The sequence below is a fragment of the Pseudomonas sp. B16120 genome, from assembly GCF_044218845.1.
Taxonomy (GTDB): domain Bacteria; phylum Pseudomonadota; class Gammaproteobacteria; order Pseudomonadales; family Pseudomonadaceae; genus Aquipseudomonas; species Aquipseudomonas paracarnis.
Genome location: NZ_CP162588.1, coordinates 1,128,425 through 1,150,421, shown reverse-complemented (window position 1 = coordinate 1,150,421; position 21,997 = coordinate 1,128,425). Strand labels below are relative to the sequence as shown.

At 61.0% G+C, this 21,997-nt stretch carries 19 protein-coding genes, 1 other RNA gene and 1 riboswitch; of the genes, 11 read left to right on the top strand and 9 right to left on the bottom strand.

What is annotated here, in order from left to right; all coding sequences use genetic code 11:
* Positions 1-69: 69 nt before the first annotated feature.
* Both rnpB and rsmI read right to left on the bottom strand, forming a co-directional pair.
* Positions 70-423: RNase P RNA component class A (rnpB, locus tag AB4P90_RS05600), an RNA gene on the bottom strand.
* 96 nt (positions 424-519) lie between these two features.
* Positions 520-1,425: a 16S rRNA (cytidine(1402)-2'-O)-methyltransferase gene (rsmI, locus tag AB4P90_RS05595; RefSeq protein WP_020301255.1), complete on the bottom strand. Its 906-nt coding sequence runs from the start codon at positions 1,423-1,425 to the stop codon at positions 520-522.
* A 176-nt stretch (positions 1,426-1,601) separates the two neighbouring features.
* Here rsmI and AB4P90_RS05590 point away from each other — a divergent pair, with 176 nt between their 5' ends.
* The 4 genes from AB4P90_RS05590 (at position 1,602) to AB4P90_RS05575 (ending at position 5,049) form a co-directional block, all read left to right on the top strand.
* Positions 1,602-3,413 carry a penicillin-binding protein activator gene (locus AB4P90_RS05590; protein ID WP_395605723.1) on the top strand — a complete coding sequence of 604 codons (1,812 nt, stop codon included), beginning with the start codon at positions 1,602-1,604 and terminating at the stop codon, positions 3,411-3,413.
* A complete protein-coding gene (locus AB4P90_RS05585) occupies positions 3,413-3,784 on the top strand; it encodes a YraN family protein (protein WP_014716967.1) in 372 nt (123 codons plus the stop codon). The genes AB4P90_RS05590 and AB4P90_RS05585 overlap by 1 nt, the downstream gene beginning before the upstream one ends.
* A 93-nt stretch (positions 3,785-3,877) precedes the next feature.
* Positions 3,878-4,471: a phosphoheptose isomerase gene (locus AB4P90_RS05580; protein WP_007904374.1), complete on the top strand. Its 594-nt coding sequence runs from the start codon at positions 3,878-3,880 to the stop codon at positions 4,469-4,471.
* Positions 4,468-5,049, top strand: a complete 582-nt coding sequence (locus AB4P90_RS05575) for a BON domain-containing protein (RefSeq protein WP_003188655.1) — start codon at positions 4,468-4,470, stop codon at positions 5,047-5,049. Before AB4P90_RS05580 ends, AB4P90_RS05575 begins: the two co-directional genes overlap by 4 nt.
* 222 nt (positions 5,050-5,271) lie before the next feature.
* Here AB4P90_RS05575 and AB4P90_RS05570 read toward each other — a convergent pair whose 3' ends face one another.
* Both AB4P90_RS05570 and AB4P90_RS05565 read right to left on the bottom strand, forming a co-directional pair.
* The gene (locus AB4P90_RS05570; RefSeq protein WP_395605722.1) at positions 5,272-6,042 is read right to left on the bottom strand and encodes an OmpA family protein; all 771 of its coding nucleotides are present in this window, start codon (positions 6,040-6,042) and stop codon (positions 5,272-5,274) included.
* 178 nt (positions 6,043-6,220) lie between these two features.
* Positions 6,221-6,865, bottom strand: coding sequence for an MBL fold metallo-hydrolase (locus AB4P90_RS05565; protein WP_191949125.1), 645 nt, complete (start codon positions 6,863-6,865; stop codon positions 6,221-6,223).
* 155 nt (positions 6,866-7,020) lie between these two features.
* Between AB4P90_RS05565 and AB4P90_RS05560 the strand changes: the two genes are divergently transcribed.
* The 4 genes from AB4P90_RS05560 to AB4P90_RS05545 are packed head-to-tail and all read left to right on the top strand — an operon-like array spanning position 7,021 to position 10,454.
* The gene (locus AB4P90_RS05560; RefSeq protein WP_014716964.1) at positions 7,021-7,611 is read left to right on the top strand and encodes a paraquat-inducible protein A; all 591 of its coding nucleotides are present in this window, start codon (positions 7,021-7,023) and stop codon (positions 7,609-7,611) included.
* Positions 7,608-8,252, top strand: a complete 645-nt coding sequence (locus AB4P90_RS05555; RefSeq protein ID WP_395605721.1) for a paraquat-inducible protein A — start codon at positions 7,608-7,610, stop codon at positions 8,250-8,252. Before AB4P90_RS05560 ends, AB4P90_RS05555 begins: the two co-directional genes overlap by 4 nt.
* Positions 8,233-9,882, top strand: a complete 1,650-nt coding sequence (locus AB4P90_RS05550) for an intermembrane transport protein PqiB (RefSeq protein WP_395605720.1) — start codon at positions 8,233-8,235, stop codon at positions 9,880-9,882. The genes AB4P90_RS05555 and AB4P90_RS05550 overlap by 20 nt, the downstream gene beginning before the upstream one ends.
* 14 nt (positions 9,883-9,896) lie before the next feature.
* The gene (locus AB4P90_RS05545; RefSeq protein WP_019816952.1) at positions 9,897-10,454 is read left to right on the top strand and encodes a membrane integrity-associated transporter subunit PqiC; all 558 of its coding nucleotides are present in this window, start codon (positions 9,897-9,899) and stop codon (positions 10,452-10,454) included.
* A gap of 9 nt (positions 10,455-10,463) precedes the next feature.
* On the opposite strand, the gene AB4P90_RS05540 is transcribed toward AB4P90_RS05545, so the two are convergent.
* Positions 10,464-13,193: a LuxR C-terminal-related transcriptional regulator gene (locus tag AB4P90_RS05540; protein ID WP_014716960.1), complete on the bottom strand. Its 2,730-nt coding sequence runs from the start codon at positions 13,191-13,193 to the stop codon at positions 10,464-10,466.
* 89 nt (positions 13,194-13,282) lie between these two features.
* Between AB4P90_RS05540 and AB4P90_RS05535 the strand changes: the two genes are divergently transcribed.
* The gene (locus tag AB4P90_RS05535; protein WP_153649474.1) at positions 13,283-13,447 is read left to right on the top strand and encodes a hypothetical protein; all 165 of its coding nucleotides are present in this window, start codon (positions 13,283-13,285) and stop codon (positions 13,445-13,447) included.
* A 76-nt stretch (positions 13,448-13,523) separates the two neighbouring features.
* Here the strand turns inward: AB4P90_RS05535 and AB4P90_RS05530 are convergent, their stop codons facing one another.
* From AB4P90_RS05530 to AB4P90_RS05515, 4 genes are all read right to left on the bottom strand, one after another.
* Complete coding sequence (locus tag AB4P90_RS05530) at positions 13,524-14,888, bottom strand: DUF1329 domain-containing protein (RefSeq protein ID WP_014716959.1); 1,365 nt, start codon at positions 14,886-14,888, stop codon at positions 13,524-13,526.
* A gap of 42 nt (positions 14,889-14,930) precedes the next feature.
* The gene (locus AB4P90_RS05525; protein WP_003188640.1) at positions 14,931-16,790 is read right to left on the bottom strand and encodes a DUF1302 domain-containing protein; all 1,860 of its coding nucleotides are present in this window, start codon (positions 16,788-16,790) and stop codon (positions 14,931-14,933) included.
* 332 nt (positions 16,791-17,122) lie between these two features.
* Entirely contained in the window at positions 17,123-18,805 is a 1,683-nt protein-coding gene (locus tag AB4P90_RS05520; RefSeq protein WP_014716958.1) for a fatty acid--CoA ligase, read from the bottom strand.
* Between the two features lie 265 nt (positions 18,806-19,070).
* Entirely contained in the window at positions 19,071-19,703 is a 633-nt protein-coding gene (locus tag AB4P90_RS05515; protein ID WP_014716957.1) for a LysE family translocator, read from the bottom strand.
* A gap of 84 nt (positions 19,704-19,787) precedes the next feature.
* Here AB4P90_RS05515 and AB4P90_RS05510 point away from each other — a divergent pair, with 84 nt between their 5' ends.
* A complete protein-coding gene (locus AB4P90_RS05510; protein ID WP_275967789.1) occupies positions 19,788-20,753 on the top strand; it encodes a 2-hydroxyacid dehydrogenase in 966 nt (321 codons plus the stop codon).
* A 30-nt stretch (positions 20,754-20,783) separates the two neighbouring features.
* On the top strand, positions 20,784-21,782 hold the full coding sequence (locus tag AB4P90_RS05505) for a class I SAM-dependent methyltransferase (protein ID WP_014716955.1): 999 nt from the start codon (positions 20,784-20,786) through the stop codon (positions 21,780-21,782).
* 51 nt (positions 21,783-21,833) lie between these two features.
* Positions 21,834-21,953: riboswitch (yybP-ykoY riboswitch) on the top strand.
* The last annotated feature ends 44 nt before the right edge of the window (positions 21,954-21,997 follow it).

The window sequence follows — 21,997 nt, the reverse complement described above, 5'->3', positions numbered from 1 at the left end:
GATTTGGCAGGGAGGGATTCTTGCGTTACTACCGGGTTTGCGCACGAGATTCGAACGCAAGGAAAAAAGGTGGAGAGTCGATCTGTAAGCCGGGTTCTGTCTTGAACAGTCATTCGTCTACGATGGCCATCACTGGACATCTTTAGCAACCTACCCGGTCCCAGCGCGGGCCACGCCTTGGGACCCTATTTGGTCTTGCTCCAAGTGGGGTTTACCTAGCCACGAACTGTTGCCAGTCGTGCGGTGCGCTCTTACCGCACCTTTTCACCCTTACCGGCACCGAAGTGCTTAGGCGGTTATTTTCTGTGGCACTTTCCGTAGGCTCACGCCTCCCAGGCATTACCTGGCACTTCGCCCTATGGAGCCCGGACTTTCCTCCCCCCCCTAATTTTCATAGAGGGCAGCGACTGTCCAATCGACTCTCCGCCGCGAAGGTTAACGGCACGGCGGCTTGAGGACAAGTATTAAAAGTGCAGCATTGCCATCACGTTCAGACGAAATACAGTTTTGGCCCCGGAACTATTCGGCCTTCTGTTTATCGAGCGCGACCTGATACAACACATTCTTGCGCACACCGGTAATTTCGGCAGCCAGGGCGGCGGCGCGCTTGAGCGGCATTTCCTTGAGCAGCAAATCGAGGACGCGCATGGCCTCGCTGCCCACCGCGTCTTCATTCTCCGGCGCGGTCCAGCCTGCTACCAGCACCACGCATTCGCCACGTTGTTGATTGCTGTCGCCCTCGACAAACGCTCGCAGCTCCTCCAGCGGCAACCCCTTGAGGGTTTCGAAGGTCTTGGTCAACTCCCGGGCCAACAAGGCCAGGCGCTCGCCGCCGAACACCAGCTCCATGTCTTGCAGGCATTCAAGGATGCGATGCGGGGCCTCATAAAAGATTAAGGTGCGCGGCTCTTCTTTAAGTGCCTGCAGACGCGCCCGACGCCCTACGGCCTTGGCGGGCAGGAAGCCTTCGAAGATAAAGCGGTCCGAGGGCAACCCGGCGGCCGATAATGCAGCAATCAGCGCGCAGGCTCCTGGAACAGGCACTACATTGATACCAGCGGCGCGCGCCTGGCGGACCAGATGGTAACCAGGATCGGAAATCAGGGGCGTGCCCGCGTCGGAAATCAGCGCCACGTCATCACCCGCCAAAAGACGCGTGATAAAGCGGCTACCCTCTTCACGTTCGTTGTGTTCGTGGCAGGCCGCTAATGGCGTGCTGATACCAAAATGCTGCATCAACCGTTGGGAGTGCCGCGTGTCTTCTGCCGCGATCAATTTCACCTCGCGCAACACCTTCAGCGCCCGGGCACTGATGTCGTCCAGGTTGCCAATGGGCGTCGCCACCACAAAAAGCGAGCCAGCAGTGGAATTCAAAGGACCTGGAGCAGTCAAAGCGCACACCTCGATGGTTGGCAAAAGCCACATTGTAGCGCGTAGACGCCTTGAAAATATGCCATCACGGCCGATGCCGTTTCAGCCACCGTCAGCTATTGGCAACATTTGCACGACCTAAATCCACGGTTTAACGCCATGAACATCGCGCCTGGGCCAGTGCTTGGGTACACTTCCACGCTAATTTGATCGGTATCAGGAACACTTACATGATCGCTTGCCTGCGGCTGCTCTCCGCCCTCTGCCTCGCTGCCTTGCTGGCCGCTTGCGCCAGTTCGCCCTCCTCCAGTCTTGGCGAACTGCCACGCACGCCCGATGCCAGTATCGAGCAACTGCTCGAACAGGCGACGAACGCCAAGACGCCAGAAAAAGCCGCGTTGCTGCGCCTGAGCGCGGCGGACCTGGCCTACCAGCAGAACAATCCCGGCCGCTCCTCGCAGATCCTTGCGCAAGTGCCCCTGGATGCCCTGAAGCCAGCCGCGCAAGTATTTGCCAGCACCCTGGCCGCAGAACTGGCCATGGGGCGCAACCAGCCCAAGGCGGCCTTGGCAGCGCTGAACCACCCTAGCCTGCAAAACCTGAAGGAACTGCCGGCCGACCAGCAGATCCGCACCGGTACCGTACATGCACGCGCCTATGAAGCCGACGGCCAGACCCTCGCCGCCGCTCGCGAGCGGGTGGCCATGGCGCTCCTGCTGACGGCTGAAGCTGCCAGCAGCAACCACGAGGCTATCTGGGTATTGATTGCCGCGCTGCCAGCCGAACAGCTGCAAGCTACCGGCAACCCGACCCTCGATGGCTGGATCACTCTGGCCCAGGCGGTCAAGGGCGCCGGTACGCTGGAGCAACAACAAGCCGCCATCGACACCTGGCGCGCTCAGAACCCAGGGCACCCGGCGGCAGTGCAACTGCCAGCACCGCTGACCAAGCTCAAGGAACTGGCCAGCCAGCCCCTGAACAAGATTGCCCTACTGCTGCCGCAGGAAGGTCCGCTGGCTGCTGTGGGCAAAGCGCTGCGCGAAGGCTTCATGGCGGCGCACTACCAGGCTGAGCAAGCCGGGCAGAAGCCGCCGGTCATTGAGTTCTATGACAGCTCGCGCCTGGCCTCCCTCGACGAGTTCTATGCCAAGGCCCAGGCCGCCGGTGTGCAACTGGTGGTCGGCCCGCTGGAAAAACCGCTGGTCAAGCAACTCAGCGCGCGCCCGCAGTTACCGATCACCACCCTGGCCCTGAACTACAGCGAGACCGATCAGGGCCCGGCGCAGTTGTTCCAATTCGGCCTGGCCGCTGAAGACGAAGCCCGCGAAGTGTCGCGCCGTGCCCGTGCCGATGGCCTGCATCGCGCCGCCGCCATGGTGCCCCGTGGCGAATGGGGTGAGCGTGTCTACAAGGCGTTCCGCCAGGATTGGGAAGCCAATGGCGGCACCGTCATGGGCGTTGAATATGTCGACCAACCTGTGGCCCTGGCCCAGCAGATCGCCGATCTGTTCCAACTGCGCAAGAGCGAAGGCCGCGCCAAGAGCCTGCAAAGCACAGTCGGTACCGACGTCGCCGCCCAGCCTTCGCGTCGCCAGGACATCGAGTTCATCTTCCTGGCCGTCACGCCGCAACTGGCCCAGCAGATCAAGCCGACCCTGAACTTCCAGTACGCCGGGGATGTGCCGGTATACGCAACCTCCCACGTGTACAGCGCCAGCGGTGATCGTAACCAGTACCTGGACATGACCAACGTGATGTTCTGCGAAACCCCTTGGCTGCTTAATACCACCGACCCACTGCGCAACCAGGTCGCCGCGCAATGGCCGCAAGCCAATGGCAGCCTGGGCCGCCTCTACGCGATGGGCGTCGATGCCTACCGCCTGGCGCCACGCCTGGGCCAGCTCAAGGCACTGCCGGACACCCGTGTCGACGGCCTCTCGGGCAACCTGGGCATCAGCGCCAACCAGCGCGTTGATCGCCAGATGCCGTGGGCGAAGTTCGTCGGCGGCGACATTCAGCGCCTGCCCGATACCCCACGCTGATGCCCGAGCGGTCCAGCGCACACAGCGGCAAGGATGCCGAACTGCATGCACTCAACTACCTGCAACAACAGGGTCTGCGCCTTCTGGCGCAGAACTGGTTATGTAAACGCGGCGAGCTTGATCTGGTCATGCTTGACGGCGATACAGTAGTATTCGTCGAAGTCCGCTACAGAAAACACGCACAATGGGGTGGCGCGCTCGCCAGTATCGACGGGCGCAAGCGTCAAAAGCTGATACTCGCTGCGCAGTTTTTTCTGCAAAAAGAGCATCGCTGGGCTGACTGCCCCTGCCGTTTCGATGTGGTTGCCATGGAAAGCACCCCGTCAGGCACAGCTGATCTGACCTGGCTCAAAAATGCCTTTGACAGCTGATTCGCCGGGCACCTTCACCACTCATTTTTGCTCTTTGCTTTGCGGGCTGCACATTACCTGTGCCAAACAGCCGCGCTACTTAAGGTCACACAGATGGACATGCAATCCCGAATTCGCCAGCTTTTCCAGGCCAGCATCGACACCAAGCAACAGGCGATGGACGTACTTGCACCGCACATCGAGCAAGCCAGCCAGGTGATGGTCAATGCCTTGCTCAACGAAGGCAAAATGCTTTCGTGCGGCAATGGCGGTTCGGCTGGCGATGCCCAGCATTTTTCCTCCGAGCTGCTCAACCGTTTCGAACGTGAGCGCCCGAGCCTGCCGGCTATTGCCTTGACCACCGACTCGTCGACGATCACTTCGATTGCCAACGACTACAGCTATAACGAAATCTTCTCCAAGCAGATCCGCGCCCTCGGCCAGCCGGGCGATGTATTGCTGGCGATTTCCACCAGCGGCAACTCGGCCAATATTATTCAAGCGATCCAGGCCGCACATGATCGCGAAATGATTGTCGTAGCCTTGACCGGTCGCGACGGCGGCGGCATGGCTTCGCTGCTGCTGCCGGAGGACGTGGAGATTCGCGTCCCGGCCAATGTCACTGCACGCATCCAAGAAGTTCATCTGCTGGCGATCCACTGCCTGTGCGATCTGATCGACAGCCAACTGTTCGGGAGTGAAGAATGACCGTTAATCGCCTCAGTCTTTTGGCCATCACGCTGTGCGTCGCCATCAGCGGCTGCAGCTCGGCTATCACCGCTACACGGGACACCCCTATCCAGGACGACCGTGGCACACGTACCTTCGGCAGCACCATCGATGATTCGCTGATCGAAACCAAGGTCAAGGTCAACGTCGCCAAGGCGGCTACCGACCTGGGCAACGGTGCCTCGCGCATCGTGGTGACCAGCTTCAACGGTGTGGTCCTGCTGGCAGGCCAAACCCCGCGCGCCGACCTCAAGGCCCAGGCCGAGCAAGCCGCCGCCGGCGTGCAACGCGTCAAGAAGGTCCACAACGAACTGCAGGTCATGGACCCGATCACTCTGCTGGCCATCAGCAACGATGCGCTGCTGACCACCAAGATCAAGGCCCAGATGCTGACCGACAGTGCAGTGCCAGGCTCGCGGATCAAGATCGTCACCGATAACGGCATCGTCTACATGATGGGCCTGCTGACCCAGGCAGAAGCCACCCGCGCCGCCAATCTGGTGCAGGGCGTGTCGGGCGTACAGAAGATCGTGAAGGTGTTCGAATACATCGACTGATGTAGATCGAAGGTGCCTGATCGTTCCCACGCTCTGCGTGGGAACGCACCCCGTGACGCTCCGCGTCACCGCACACGCTTCAGCTTTTGCGCCAAGAGTAGGACGCGGAGCGTCCGAAGGAGCGGGCATTCCCACGCAGAGCGTGGGAACGATCAAAACACGCAGCCACTAAAAAGGGCGCCGTGCATTGACTGCACGGCGCCCTTTTTAGTGCCCAGGGGTTTACTGGTATTGCTGGTACGGGTTGCCCTGGAACTGGTTGTTCTGCTGTGGCGCCTGCTGCTGGCCAGGCTGGCCGTATTGCTGGCCAGGGATCGGGCCGAGGTTGACCTCGACACGACGGTTCTGGGCACGGCCATTCACGTCGGCGTTGCTGGCAATCGGGTTATCCGGGCCGGCCCCGCGTGCGCTCAGGTTGGCACCGTTGACACCTTGGGAGGTCAGGTAGTTGGCCACGCTCTGCGCACGGCGCTGGGACAGGTCCATGTTCAGTTGACGGCTACCGGTGCTGTCGGTGTAGCCAACGATCTGGATGGTGTTCTGGTTGAACTGCTTGAGGGAGTTGGCCAGGTTGTTCAGCGGCTGATAGAAGCTGCTGGAGATCGCGTCCGAGTTGGTGGCGAAGGTAATGTTACCCGGCATGATCAGCTTGATCTGGTCGCCCTGGCGCTGCACCTCAACCCCGGTATTGGCCATGCTTTCGCGCAGTTTTTTCTCCTGCTGGTCGGCGTAGTAGCCGTAGCCCGCCGCACCGGCACCCGCAACGACTGCGCCAATCAGCGCGCCCTTGCCACGGTTGTTATGGTCGATGGCTGCACCGGCCAATGCGCCAGCCAGCGCACCGAGGCCGCCGTACTTGGCGGTTTTGCTCATGCCGCTTTCGGAACCATTGCTGGCCTGTCCCTGGCTGCCGTCATAAGGGTTAGGTGAAGCGCAGCCAGACAACAGGGCTAAGGCGGTAGCGACAACAAGCAGACGACGCGGAGTGAACATGAAGGAAGCTCCTACTTTTGCATTCTGTGATGCAGAGGACATTGGCAATGGACCTGTGCCGAGTTTGGAACGCGACAAACGGCAAAAATTCCGTGCAGGGGTGCGTAAAGCATAGCTGTCTTTGGCTCGGGCCTGTGCCTGTGTGTCTGTACCGGCTTGTATCAGAGCCGACAACCCATCACGCACGCACGAAAGGATTCTCCCGCATCTCATCGCCCAGCAACGTATCCGGCCCATGCCCAGTGACCACCGTCGCGCCTTCGTCCAGCGTATACAGGCGCTGCTTGATCGACCGCACAATCGTCGCCTGGTCGCCGCCCCATAAATCCGTACGCCCTACCCCGCGACGAAACAAGGTATCGCCGGCGATCAACAGCTTGGCGTCGGCAAACCAGAAACTCATCGAGCCCGGTGTATGCCCTGGGGTGTGCAAGGCCACGCCGCAGCCGCAGGCCAGTTCTTCGTCATGCTCCAGCCAGCGATCCGGAGACGGCACCGGGACGTAGGGCACGCGAAACATCTGGCATTGCATTTCCAGGTTGTCCCACAGAAATTGATCATCCCTATGCAGGTGCAACGTAGCACCGGTCTTTTCCTTCAATTGGCCGGAAGCCAGGAAATGATCAAGGTGAGCATGGGTGTGGATAATGCTCACCACCTTCAGGCCCAGCGCATCAAGGCGCGCCAGAATCAACTCGTGATTGCCGCCGGGGTCGACGACGATGGCTTTTTTTGTGACCGGGTCACCAATGATGGTGCAGTTGCACTGCAACGGGCCGACGGGGAAGGTTTCGCGAATCAACGGTTGTTTTTCAATAGTCATGGGTGTCCTGCAAGCTCTCTGGCGCGTTCCAAGTGCAGTATGGTGTAGCTTGCCCCTGCTCTGGAAGGAGTCGATTGCGCGGTCTATCCGCTGCTAAGCTACACACGCGCCATTGAAATCCCCCGCTGCAGTCAGTCGCATTTGGAGCAACACCCATGGCGAATCAACAGATCATCTGCGAGCACTGCGACTGCGTGTACGAGAAAGTCACGCTCGCCAAACATCAAAAAGCCCTATGCGTACGTTGCTCGGGCGTACTGCAGCGCTATAACGGCTTGTCGGTGCAGCAACGCCTCGCCCTGACGGTGACTGCCGCAGTGCTGTGGACCTTCGCCAACTTTTATCCGGTGATGAGCATCAGCCTGCAGGGTTTGAAAAACAGCGCCACCCTCTGGGACTCAGTGGTTGCACTGAGCCTGGGGCCGATCACGTTCATTGCCTTGGTAGCGGCGATTTCCATCATTATCGCGCCGGTGTTTCAGCTGCTATTGCTGATCTGGGTGCTGAGTTTCGCCTTGGCCGGCAGGCGCTCGCCGGCGTTCAAGCTGTGCATGCGCTGGCTCGAAGCACTCCGGCCCTGGAGCATGCTGGAGGTGTGCCTATTGGGCGCGATGGTCGCGGTGTTCAAGCTGGCCGGCATGCTGGATGTGATCCCAGGCACCGGCCTGTTCGCCTTGGCCGCCCTGAGCCTGTTGCTGATCCGCATTGCCGGGCGCGATGTGCGCGACCTGTGGGACACCGTATGAATTCACCGCCCACCGCCCGCGAGCTGAACCTGTGCCTGTGCCACACCTGCGGCCAGCCCTGCGACATGCGCCTTGAGCCCACCGAGTGCGACCGCTGTGGCGCCGCGCTGCATCGGCGCAAGGTGCAGTCCCTGACCCGAACCTGGGCCTACATGCTCACCGCCCTCGCCTTTTATGTCCCGGCCAATTTATTGCCAGTGATGAACACCACCATGCTCGGCTCGGGCGCAGACAGCACCATCATGAGCGGCGTGCTGGAGTTCTGGCAACATGGCGCCTGGGACATTGCGCTGATCATTTTCATCGCCAGCATTGCCGTGCCGGGCATTAAGTTCCTGTCGCTGGGGCTGCTGCTGGTCACTGTGCAGCGCAATAGCCAGTGGGCGCGCAAGGAGCGTTCGAAGCTGTTTCGGTTTATCGAACTGATCGGCTATTGGTCGATGCTCGATGTCATCGTGGTCGCCCTGGTGGCCGCACTGGTGAAGTTTCAAGCCCTGGGCACGATAGAACCGCGCCTGGGCATTCTGTTTTTTGGCCTGGTGGTCGTGTTTACGATGCTCGCGGCCATGAGCTTTGATCCCCGGCTAATCTGGGAAAACCCACATAACGAGGAGACCACGGATGAGCTCATCCAAGGCTGACACCCCTGCGGGGCAACCCGTGATCAAGACGCGTCGTTTCAGTGTCTCGCTGGTCTGGATCGTGCCGATTGTCGCCGTACTGGTGGGGATCTCGCTGGTGATTCACAGCGTCATGCAACAAGGGCCGACCATCGTCCTCAACTTCAAGACCGGCAGCGGGCTGGTTGCCAACAAAACCGAGGTCAAATACCGCAACGTGGTGATCGGCCAAGTAACCGCCGTAGCTCTGAGTGATGACCAGAAAAGCGTCAATGCCACCGTCGAGCTGGTCAAACAGGCCGAAAGCTTCACCCGCGAAGATTCGAAATTCTGGGTGGTGCGCCCGCGCATTGGCGCAGGCGGCGTGTCGGGCATCGACACGTTGTTGTCCGGCGACTATATCGGCGCGGACATCGGTCAATCCGAGACCCGCGCCAAGCACTTCACCGGCTTGGAAAACCCGCCGCCCATCACCTACGGCGAGCCGGGCAAGCGCTTCACCCTGCACACCCAGGCCCTGGGTTCCCTGGACATCGGCTCCCCCGTCTATTACCGCAAGATCCCGGTGGGCCAGGTGGTGGCCTATGAGCTGGACAACGAGGGCAAGGGCGTGAATGTCGAAATCTTCGTGCATGCGCCCAATGATGTGTACATCACCGAGAACACGCGGTTCTGGAATGCCAGCGGCGTCGACTTGAGCGTCGGTGCCAATGGCTTTGCGCTGAAAACCGAATCCTTGTCGTCCATGTTGATGGGGGGGATTGCCTTCCAGGCGCCGCCCTACAACCCCAATGACAAACCGGCCGAAGAAAGTCGCAGCTTTGAATTGTTCGAAGACCAGCAAAGCGCCCTCGCCCCGCCCAACGGCAATGGGCAATACATGGTCCTGCGCTTCGATCAGGCCCTGCGCGGGCTGAAAGTCGACGCACCGGTGGAGTTCCTCGGCGTCGAGTTCGGCAGGGTTGTATCGATCAACCTGGATTTCGATGCGAAGAAACGCACCTTCCCGGTCAATGTCGGCATCGTGATCTACCCGCAACTGCTCGGCGAGGCCCACACCAAGCTGCTCAAGGCCATGAACAATAACCCTGACGATGAGGCAGCCGGCGTACGCCTGATCGGGACCTTCATCGAAAACGGCCTGCGCGCCCAGGCTCGCAGCGGTAACTTGCTGACCGGCCAGCTCTACATCGCCCTGGACTTCTACCCCAAGGCGGAAAAAGTCGCGTTCGACCCGAACCAGCGCCCCGTGGGCATCCCCACCATTCCGGGCAACCTGGAACAGCTGCAAGAGAAGTTCGAAGGCATCGTCAACAAGATCAGCCAACTGCCTGTCGAGCGTATTGCCGGCAACCTCGACGCCAGCCTGGTCGAACTGCGCAAGGGCCTGGCGCAATTCAACGCCAAGACGCTGCCGGGTGTGCAAACGACCTTGGCCGACGTGAGCAAGACCCTGCAATCGGCCAGTTCAACCCTGGCCGAAGACTCGCCGCAGCGTGAACAACTGACCCAGACCCTCGACGAGTTGGGGCGCATGTCGCGTTCCCTGCGCGAGCTTTCGGATTATCTGGGCCGGCATCCGGAGTCGCTGATTCGCGGCCGCCCCGATAACGCCGCACCGACGGACCTGCAAGGGCCACCCCGCAAATGACCATTGGAGCCGCCATGACATTGCCGTTGAAGATCACGTTACTGAGCGCCCTGCTGCTGCTCGGTGCCTGTCGCAGTGAACCCATCGCTTTTCATACCCTGACCCCGGCGCACTTGAGCCCGAGTACGCGAGCAGAGGCCGGCGGTGTGCGCATTGAGAGCATCAGCGTGCCGCCTCAGGTCGACCGCGCGCAGATAGTGATCCGCCAGGGCGACAGCGGCCTGGCGATTCTTGAAACCCAGTGGTGGGCCGCCACCCTCGCCGATGAACTGAGGAGCGCCTTGGTCGATCAATTGGCCAACAGCAATGCCCGGCAAGCCGTGGCTTTGCGCGTAGACGTGCAGCGGTTTGACTCGGTACCGGGGCAGTACGCATTGCTCGATGTGCGCTGGCGCCTGAGGCAAGTCAATGGCGATCGCCCGGCCTTGACCTGCCGCACCACCTTGCAATCACCTGCCGGGCCGAGCATCGACGAGTTGGTGGTGGCGCATCAGAACAACCTCAAGCGTTTCGCGGCGCTGATCAATCAGACCGTCGACACCTCACTCAAAGGCTGCCCGACCACGCCATAAACCCAGGGCTCAGGCCAACAAGCCCATGGCCTTGGCCCGCGCTACTGCCTGGGTACGACGCTCCACGCCGAGCTTGCTGTTGATGTGGCTGGCGTGGGTCTTCACCGTGTGCAGAGAGATGAACAACTGGTTGCTGATTTCCTGGTTTGAACAGCCTTGGGCAATCAGTTGCAGCACCGCCAGCTCTCGGGTGCTGAGGGTTTCCTGTTGAGGTGCGGCTTCAACTGCGCTGACTTGGGGCAGCAACGCCAGCAAGCTCTGGTTGAGCAGCCCATGGGAATCCTTGCCCAACTGCTCGCGCATCCACTGCGGGTAACCCTCCAACAACCGTTGAAACGGCTGCAACGCACCGCCCGAACCGGCTTCCAGGGCACGGGCGAATACCGGCCGGGCCTTGGCCTCCTGGCCATTATCCAGAAGTAACTGCACCTGCTGGACCAGCGCCATCAGGGCAATCATCTGGCGCCCACTGTCATGGGCCTGTTGGGCCAACGCTTCCAGGCGTTGCAGCGCACTGTCGGGCTGATGGCGCGTGGCATCGAGCGCGGCTTGTTGCAGCTCGATATGTTGCGGCAGGTGCGGATGAAACTCGGGGGCGGCCGCGGCGTGCTCGCCGTTGTAGGTCTGCCCCAGGCGGGCCAGCCAGGCGTCGGCTAGGTCAGTGCGCCCCTGGGCCAGCCACAACTCGCATTTGATCAGGGTGATCATCGCCAGGTAATAGATCGGCGGCACATCCCAGATGTGCATCAAGCGTTCGGCCTCGGCCAGTTCGGCAAAAGCATGGGCAAACTCCCCACGCCGCCCTTCGAAGCTGGCGATGACGCAGTGCCCGATCAGCACGCTGATATCGCGGCAGGCACGGGCCTCGGCCAGGCCGGCGCGCAAACGCGCCAGGCCGGCTTCGGGCTGGTAACGCACCAGCAGCAGGTACCCCTCGTACAGCGACAGGCGTGCGCGCACGGCATACAGGCGCTGGGGCGCCAGCCCATGCAGGCGCTCAAGGCCCTGGCGGGCTTCATCCAGGGAACGCAGGATCTCCCCCCGCGCCTGCAGCACCCGCGCCCGGTCGTAATGGGCCAAGGCTTCAAACAAGGGGTTACCGACGCGCTGCGCCAGCTCCAACGATTCGCGGTTCAGACCACGAGCGCGCCACAGGTCGGCATCGACGATCGCCAGGTTGGACAGGGTCGAGAGGCACATCAGGCGCTGGCCGTAACGCTTTGGCGGCAAGCTTTCCAACGCTTCGTTGCAATAGCGCTGGGTCAGCTCACGGTCTCCGCGCCCACGGGCAATAATCCCGCTCAGCGCCAACCATTGGGCCAACATGGATTTTTGCGCGGTGGCCGATGGCGCCGGCAGGAAGCGGCTGAGGTAGCTGGACAGCTCCTGCGCTGCATCCAATTGGCATGCGAGCCCCAGCGCCCAGCTGTACAGCACGATCAAACGCGGCGTGCTGATCAGCAGGCTGTCGGGCAAGTCCATCTTCCAGCGCAGCAGCATGCCGATGTTCTGCTCTGCCAGCAGTTGCTCTTCGGACAGGTTCTGCACCAGGTTAGCCGCCACATCCAGATGCCCGGCCCGCAGCGCCTGCTCCACCGCCTCGTCGATCAAGCCCTGGGTGTTAAACCAGCGACAGGCGCGCAAGTGCAGGCTGGCCGGCGGCAAGGTGGCGCTTTTCTCGCGGCGGGTACGCAGCAGGTCGGAGAACAAATGGTGATAACGGTACCAGTGCCCTTGCTCATCCAACGGCACCAGGAACACTTGATGAGCCTGCAAATAGCGCAGGATTTCTGCGCTGTCATGGGCCTCGCGGACGGCGTCGCATAATTCGCTGCAAAAACGCTCCTGAGGTGCGGTGTCATACAGGAACGCTTGCACTTCTGCGGGCAGGCAGTCGATGACTTCTTCGAGCAGGTAATCGCGAATCAGCCCTTCGCCACCGTGCAGGCTTTGCGGCAAGGCGCCCTCACTGCCGGCTTCGGAGGCCGCCAACAACCAGAAGCGCAGGCCGGCGACCCAGCCCTCGCTACGACGGATCAGGTTTTCCAACGCCTCACCGCGCAATGCATTGCCGTGTCCATCCAGCACCGCCAGGGATTCGTCATGGGTCAGGCGCAGGTCTTGCTCATGCAGTTCCAACAGGTGTCGCGACAGACGCAGGCGTGCCAGGTGCCAGTCCGGACGCTGCCGGCTGGTGACCAGCACCACCAGGCCATCAGGCAAATGATTGAGAAAAAACTGCAGGCAGCGATCCAGCACCGGGCCCTGGGCCAGGTGATAGTCATCCAGCACCAGCAATAACGGCGAACGTGCAGACAGGTGCACGGCCAGTTCGTCGAGCAGGCCATCGAGCCATTCTTCGAAGGCAAAGGGTTGGTGACGCTGGCGCATTTTCAGCAACCCCAGGGATTGGGCGCCGAGTTGCGGAAAATACTGTTGCAAGCCGTCGAGCAGCCGCTCCAGGAAACGGCCGGGGTCACTGTCACGAGGGCTCAGGCCCAACCACAGGCTTTGCCACTGGGCTGGCAAGCCCTGGCAGAACTCCACCGCCAACGAACTCTTGCCGAACCCCGCGGGCGCGCTGACCAGCAACAGTCGCCCATCAAGGCCCGCATTCAGCCGTTCGCACAGGCGCGGGCGCAGCACGTAGCCGTCAGGCAACGGGGGCCGGTAGAAGCGGCCTTCCAGCGGCGGCATCACCACACTGGCAGGCCCATGGGTTCGGGACAGATCAGTCATCGCCGGGCTCTTGTAGAAGGCTGTTGTCGGCATTGCAGATGTCCGCAGACTAGCGGTAAAAGCGGCGGGATTGTAGATCTTTGCAACAAATGGCTGAAAAAGAACTGCGACAAGAAATATCCCTTCCAGCCGCCAAGCAAGAAGCAGGAGCGAGCTTGCTCGCGAAGCACAAAAAAAAACGCGCCCATCCAGGAATGATCGTTCCCACGCTCTGCGTGGGAATGCAGACTTCGACGCTGCGCGTCGACTTTTGAGGCGTGACGCAGAGCGTCACAGGAAGCACTCCCACGCAGAGCGTGGGAGCGATCATTCAGAGAGCATCAGCAGAGGTTAGCGAACACCGTCCTGGCGCAGGGCCGCTGGGGTGAAGTCGCTGGTGCTGGCGGTGAAGCCGAAGTCATAGGCCTGCTTCTCTTCGTTCTTCATGCCCAGGGCCAGGTAGCGGCCGGACTGCAGGTCGTAGAGGGTTTCCAGGGCGTACCACGGCACTTGCTTGTCGTAGTAGTTCTCGCCATGGGCCTCGGCGACGCGCCACAGTTGGCCACGACCGTCGTAGTGGTCGATCACCGCTGCCTGCCAGGTGTCTTCGTCGATGTAGAAGTCACGCTTGGCGTAGATGTGGCGCTGGCCTTCCTTCAAGGTGGCGACCACGTGCCAGACACGGCGCAGCTCGTAGCGAGCCAGGTCCTGGTTGATGTGGCCAGCCTTGATGATATCGGCGTACTTGAGCTTGGGATCGTCGATCTTGTAGCTGTTGGAGGCAATGTAGATTTCTTTCTTGCCTTCCAGCTTCCAGTCGTAGCGGTCCGGCGCACCGTTGTACATGTCGAGGTTGTCGGAGGTGCGCAGGCCGTCGGCGGCAGTACCCGGCCCGTCATAGGACACTTGCGGCGCCCGACGCACACGGCGCTGCCCGGCGTTGTAGACCCAGGCCGAACGCGGTTCTTTGACCTGGTCCAGGGTTTCGTGCACCAGCAGCACACCACCGGCCAGGCGCGCTGGCGCAGTCACTTGCTGCTTGAAGTAGAACAGCACGTTGCCTGGGTTTTTCGGATCGAAGTCCTTCATCTTGTCGCGGAACACGAACTGGTCGCGGAAGTACACCAGGCTGTAGGAACCGTTGGTTTGCGGGGTGGCCTGGGTAACCAGGCGGGTCACGCTGCCACCGCGATAACGGGTGATGTGGTTCCAGATCACTTCAACGCCGCTCTTGGGAATCGGGAACGGGACGGCGGTTTCGAAGTTTTCCAGACCGTTGCCGCCGGACACCAGGTTGGTGGTGGTGGCGTTTTTCTTGATCGAGGCAAACACCTCGGCCGGCACGGTGGCGCCGCGATGGGTCGGGTACACCGGCATCTTGAAGCTGTCCGGGTAACGCTTGAACATCGCGTATTGCCCGGGGGCCAGCTTGTCTTTGTACTGCTCGACGTTCTGCGCGGTGATGGTGAACTGCGGTTGCTCGCTGGCATACGGGTTGGCGAGGAAACCACGGGCGTCGACCGCACCGGCATTGGTCGGCAATGGCGACCATTTTGGAATGGTGCCGGCCGCGTTACCGGCCATCTCGGCGCCCATCGGGGTCAGGGTCGTGCCGAGCTTGGCGGCTTCATCTGCCGAGACTGCCGCCATGACGTTACTCGCCAGGATCGACAGCCCAAGCACACCCACGTGCAACAGACTTTTTGTTATTTTCATGCTCTGGTCTTCCTGAATACATGCCACTTGAAAAGAGTGTGCTTAGAAGTTGGCGCCGAAGCTCAAGGCGACAAAGTCGCGGTCATCCACAGTGCTGAACTTGCCACCAAAGAAGTTGGTGTACGCCAGGCTCGCGGTATAGGTGTTCTGGTATTCGGCATCCAGGCCCAGGCTGACCGCCTTGCGACCTTCTTCAAAGTTGCCGCCAGGGCCTGGCGAGTAACCTTTGACGTCATGGGACCAGGCCACGTTGGGTTTGAGGTTCACGCCCGCGAACACGTCCGGGTATTCCCAGATGGCACGGGCGCGGTAGCCCCAGGACGTTGCGGTGGTGTAGCCGTCGTTGTTGCAGTTGGTGTTCAGGCCAGCAGCGTTGGGCAAGCCGGCGCCGTTGGCGGTGGAGTTGTTGAGGGCGTTGCAGAACCCACCTGGCAGCGTGCCTGGGCCGAACACCGGGTCGCGGCCGTAACGAGCCTGGGATTTGCTTTCCAGGCCACCCACGTGGGTCACGCCGATTTCACCGACGGTGGTGAGGCGGCTGGCGCCCATCACCTGATCGAAGAAGTGCGTGAAGGTGGTCTGGAACTGGGTGACCTCCTTGCGGTTGTAGCCGTGCAGGTCCTGGCCCGGCGTGCCCTTGAGCACGGACGCATTGCCAAAGCCGGGGATCGGCGTGACACCGGCGAACAGAATGTCAGTGGTGCTCAACTGCACCGGCGCATTCGGACGGTAGCTCAACTCACCGCTCCAGGCGGTGCCGGTAGGCAAGGTGGTGGAGAAACTCAGGCCGTAGAGGCGAATATCTTCCGGGTACTCGACGAAGTAGTTCGAGCTACCCGCCACGATCAACGGTCGCAAGGCCCCCAGTGGCCCCAGCGGACGCGTGTAGGCCGCCGATGGCGCGCCCTGCGCGCTGAAGATCGGCGCACGGCTGTGGTAGTTCATGAAGTAGGCGCCGAATTCGGTATCCAGCGGTTCGAAGTTGTAGCGCATGGCCACGCCAAACTGGCCGCTGTCGCGGGCATCACGGTCCGGCCCACGGCGCACCAGCACGCCTTCGCTGTTCACGTCCACCCCCAAGGCACCCAGGGTCGGCAGGGCGGCGGCAGGAATGGTCGAACGCTTGTTCAGTACCCGCAGGTTATTGCTGCAACCATCGGAGATCACGTCCGGCTGCGAGAAGAACGTGCCGCAGTTATCGGTCACGGTCTGGTCCCACTCCAGCTGGTAAAACGCCTCGGCCGACAGGTTGTCGGTGAGCGACTGGGACACGTAGAACATGTTCACCGGGATCAAGCCTTCCTTGATCTCGGCCCCCGGACGGCGAAACGCCGACACGTCGATCGGGTTAATGGAGTTGATGCCGCCGCCGATGAAGGTACTTTCGCCCCAGCTCACCACCTGCTTACCAAAACGCACGGAACCCGGCGCATCGGCAATCGAGTAGTTGTGGTAGACGAATGCGTCGAGAATCTGCCCGCCCGAAGACTTGGCGCCTTCCTTGCGGTTGTTGTCGCTGATGTCCTTGAACGGACGGCTTTCGTCCTTGAGTTCAAAGTCGTACCAGTACTTGCCCCGCACAAACACACCGGTGTCGCCGTACTTCAGTTCCAGGTCGTGGATGCCCTTGAAGATCTTCGAGAACGTCTCGCCGCGCTTGAAGTTCAAGTGCCCGTCATCGGAGGTCTGGGACAGGCCCTTGCCGCCGTTGTTGGCACCGATCAGGTCACGATTGGGTTTGGCCGTGGACCAGCTCGCCCCCACGGAAAGCGACGAGTCAAAGCTCCCTTCGATTTCACCAATGTTGAAACTGACGCCGAATGCCGGCCCGGCGAGCGTAGAAGCGAGGCTGACGGCCAGGGGCAGTCTTGCCCGGCGCCAGAACTGGTTTACTGAGGTCATCGACGCTACTCCATGTGCATATTTTATTGTTATGGCAGTGAGCCCTTTCTTCAGATGTAACGGCCGGGATACAACGATTCCAATGCCGCATCGCCACCGAGCCTCCATGGCTCGAAGCGCAACATCCGCGAAAAACTCTGAAAGGGACTATAGCCAGAGGGGGGTAGTGCTTGATCCCTCTAAAGTGTGATTTGCATCACCAACCTGTCTGCCACAACCCTTTCGCCACGCCGACGAAGGTCGACGCGGGAAGGATGGCTGAAATTCGGCAAATCACAAGTAAAGGCTTGATATAGAGCATTGCCGCGCCCGAACGGGCGCGGCGAGAAGGTTTAGAGCGTGGACAGGAACGTGCTGTTGTTGGCCTGCCATTCGATGATGTCGACACGGATACGTTTCTTGTCGAGTTTGCCGACACTGGTCTTGGGAATTTCAGTAACAACGGCGATCTGGCTCGGGATCGCCCACTTGCTCAAATGGCCCAGCTCGACAAAAGGCTTGAGGTGTTCCTTGAGCTCTCGCGCATCGATCACATGCCCTTCACGCACCACCAACAAGGCGAAGGGCCGCTCGCCCCATTGCGGGTCGGCAATGCCCACCACCGCCACTTCCCGTACCGCCGGGTGGCGGCTGACCAGATCTTCGAGTGCCAGGGAAGAGATCCATTCGCCGCCGGTCTTGATCACATCCTTGATGCGGTCGCGGATATCAATCACACCGAAGGCATCCAGCGTGGCCACATCACCGGTGTGCAGCCAGCCACCGGCCCATAGCTCGGCGCCCTTGTGCGGCTCGTTGTAGTAACCCTCGGTCAGCCACGGCGCGCGCAGCACCAGTTCGCCCTGGGTTTCGCCATCGGCGGGTAGGAAACGACCGTCGGTGTCCATGATTGCCGCCTCGACCAACGGGCCCGGCACACCGGCCTTGATGCGGTAGGTGGTGCGCTCATCTTCGCTGCCGGCCATCAGCTCATCATTGAGGTGAGCGCAGGACACCAGCGGCCCGGTCTCGGACATGCCATACGCAGCGGTCAGCTGAATGCCACGAGCCTTGGCAGCTTCATACAGCGAACGGTTGAGGGCGCTGCCGCCGATGACGATTTTCCAGCCGCCGAAATCCACGTTCTGCGCAGCCTTGGCGTTGAGCACCATTTGCAGAATGGTCGGCACACAGTGGGAGAACGTCACCTTCTCCTTGCGCCACAGTTCCACCAGGTATTCGGGGTCGTAGCGGCCGGGGTACACCTGTTTGAGCCCGAGCATGGTCGCCACATACGGCAAGCCCCAGGCGTGTACGTGGAACATCGGCGTGATCGGCATATACACATCGTTGGTGCCCAACAGGCGCACACTGTCGACGCTGCCCATGATGGTCGCCACGCCAATGGTGTGCAGCACCAGTTGCCGGTGGGTGAAGTACACGCCCTTGGGGTTACCGGTGGTGCCGGTGGTGTAGAAGGTGGTGGCGACCGAGTTTTCGTCGAAATCCTCGAAGTCATAGATGGGGCTGGCCGCGGCCAGCAGGGTTTCATACTCACCCACCAGGTTGGGTAGCTCGGCGGTGAGGGTGTCACCATCGGTAATCAACAAGGTCTTGTCGACGGTGGTGAGCTGCCCGGCAATGGCCTGGTAGAGCCCCACGAACTCACTGTTGACCAGCACAAAGCGGTCTTCGGCGTGGTTCATGGTGTACAGAATCTGTTCTGGCGACAGGCGCACGTTGATGGTGTGAATCACCGCGCCGATCATCGGGATGGCGAACATGCACTCCAGGTAACGGTGGCTGTCCCAGTCCATCACCGCCACAGTATCACCAGCCTTGACCCCGGCTTCGGTCAGCACATTGGCCAGGCGCGCAACGCGCTCGATCAGCGTCGGGTAGCTGTAGCGCAGCTTGTCGCGGTAGATAATTTCCCGGGTCTTCTCGTAGCGAGTCCCGGACATCAACAGGCGCTTGATCAACAGCGGGTACTGGTACGCACCTTCGGCGGGCGGGATAACACGGGTCTGCAACATAAGAATCCCTTTAATGACTGCACGGTCTTGGCTTGAAGACCTGCACTGTAGAGCGCTTATGTTTCAGCCAAATCAGCCAAAGGAATGATTTGCAGGGACCAGCAAATGCTAGCGTTACGCCATTACCGAGGACCTAATGAGACCCAATGTGGGAGCGGGCTTGCTCGCGAATGCGGAGTGTCAGCCAGTATATCTTTGACTGAACCACCGCATTCGCGAGCAAGCCCGCTCCCACATTTGGACTGTGCTGACTTGAGAAAAGTGATTATTTCATGCTGGTAAAGGCCAGCTTCACCCCGATGGCAATCAACACCGCGCCCATGGTCCGATCAAACCAATGACCCATCTTTGCAAACCCGGCGCGCACGCGCTGCTGGCTGAACAACATGGCCACCAGGCAAAACCACAGGGCCGTGGCCACCGCCAGGTACACACCGTAACCAGCCTGTACCGCCAGCGGCGTGTGGGGGTTGATCACCACGGTGAACAGCGACAGGAAGAACAGCGTGGCCTTGGGGTTCAAGCCATTGGTCACAAAGCCTGCGGTAAACGCGCCGCGTGGAGTGCGCTCGCCCGCTTCACGGTGCAGCTCGCCCTCGGCCGCAGGCTTGGCCGGCTGAGCGCGCAGGGCCTTGAAGCCGATGTACAGCAGGTACGCGGCTGCGGCCCACTTCAACGCATTGAACAGCACAATAGACTGGGACACGATCAAGCCGATACCCAGCAACGAGTAACCCACATGCAGGAAAATCGCCGAACCGACGCCCAAGGCCGTCCAGGTTCCGGCACGGCGGCCGTGGGTCACGCTTTCACGCACCACCACGGCGAAATCCGGGCCGGGGCTCGCCACTGCCAACAAGTGAATCAAGGCTACGGTCAAAAACTCGGCGACGTACATGCTCACTCCATTAAGTAACTGATTATTTCATCTGATAGGCTCGGCAGATTACGCCTTCGAACCTCGTCGCAAAAGGTACAGTTGATCATGAACAATCGCCGCGCCGTCTTCCTCGACCACCCTTCCCTGGACTTGGGCGACCTCGACCTCAGCGGTTTGCATGACTGCTTCAGCCAGCTTCAGTTGTTTGAACAGACCACGCCAGAAAATGTGCTGGAGCGCTTGCAGGGCGCCCAAGTCGCCATCAGCAATAAAATCCCGCTCACGGCGCAAACCCTGGCCGCCTGCCCCGAGCTCAAACTGATCCTGGTGTCGGCCACTGGCACCAACAATATCGACCTTGAAGCGGCCCGCGCCCACGGCATCACCGTGAGCAACTGCCAGGGCTATGGCACGCCGTCGGTGGCACAACATACGATCATGCTGCTGCTCAACCTCGCCACGCGCTTGAAGGACTATCAACAGGATGTGGCCGCTGGCAAATGGCAGCAGGCCAAACAGTTTTGCCTGCTGGACCATCCGATCGTCGAACTGGAAGGCAAAACCCTCGGCCTGCTCGGCCACGGTGAATTGGGCAGTGCCGTGGCACGCCTGGCTGAAGCGTTCGGCATGCGCGTGGTGCTCGGCGCGATACCTGGGCGCCCTGCCCGCGCCGACCGTGTGCCGCTGGACGAATTGCTGACCCAGGTCGATGCGCTGACCCTGCATTGCCCACTCAATGAACACACCCGCGACTTTATCGGCGCCCGTGAACTGGCGCTGCTCAAGCCCGGCGCGTTTATCGTCAACACCGCACGCGGTGGCTTGATCAATGAACAGGCCCTGGCCGACGCGCTGCGCAGTGGTCATCTTGGCGGCGCCGCGACTGACGTGTTGAGTGTCGAGCCGCCAGTCACTGGTAATCCGCTGCTGGCGGGAAACATTCCACGCTTGATCGTCACACCCCACAACGCCTGGGGCAGTCGCGAAGCGCGGCAGCGCATCGTCGGCCAGCTCACGGAAAACGCCCAGAGCTTTTTCAACGGCGCCCCGCTGCGCGTCGTCAGTTGATAAACTGCGCGCCTTTTCAAGGAGCAGACTATGGATCCGCGCAGTGAAGTACTGCTTCGCCAGGCCGAACTTTTTCAAGGCAACCTGCTGCTCGTAGGTTTGCCTGCCGACGATTTGCTTGGGCGCCTGCCCAATGCCCACGGCTGGTGCTGGCATGCCGGTGACCAGGCGGCGCTCGATGCGCGCTTCGCCGAACGCAGCCAGTTTGGCGTGACGGTGCCCGAGCGCGCCTTTGATGCGGCGGTGATTTTCCTGCCCAAGTCCAAAGACCTCACCGACTACCTGCTCAACGCCGTGGCCGCGCGCCTGCCTGGCGCTGAGCTGTTTCTGGTGGGCGAGAAAAAGGGGGGTATCGAAAGCGCCGCCAAACAGATGGTTCCGTTCGGCAAACCGCGCAAGCTCGATAGTGCACGGCATTGCCAGCTGTGGCAGGTCACCGTCGCCAACGCGCCGCACGCCGTGGAGCTTGAGAGCCTGGCACAGGTCTTCGACGTACCGCTGGCCGAAGGCCCGCTGAAGGTGGTGAGCTTGCCAGGGGTGTTCAGCCATGGTCGCCTGGACCGCGGCACCGAGTTGTTGCTGGAGCACTTGGACAAGCTGCCCAGCGGCAACCTGCTCGATTTCGGTTGCGGCGCCGGGGTGTTGGGGGCTGCGGTCAAACGCCGCTACCCGCATAACACCGTGACGATGCTGGATGTGGATGCCTTCGCCGCCGCCAGCAGTCGCCTGACGCTGGCAGCGAACGGCCTGGAAGCTGATGTGTTGACCGGTGACGGCATCGACGCCGCGCCCATGGGTTTGAACGCGATTTTGAGCAATCCGCCGTTCCATGTCGGCGTGCACACCGATTATTTCGCCACGGAGAACCTGCTGCGAAAAGCGGCGAAACACCTGGCAAAAGGTGGCGAACTTCGCCTGGTCGCCAATAGTTTCCTGAAGTACCAGCCACTGATCGAAGAGCATTTGGGCATCTGCGCAATCAAGGCCGAAGGCAATGGTTTTCGCATTTACCGCGCCAAGCGTCCCTGACGGAGGTTTGAAAAAGAACGCTTGCCGAATGGATTTTGCCTAGGCAGAATCCGCAGCGTCCTAGGGGAGTAGTCTCCCACGAGCGCCATGCTCGTCCGGCATACGTCAACATACTTGGTCAGCAGACCATGGCGTATGCGACCCAGGAGTCCGCACAGACGGACCGGGGTTTGACAAGACCTATGACACGCACACCTTACCCGGGGCGGGAAGGC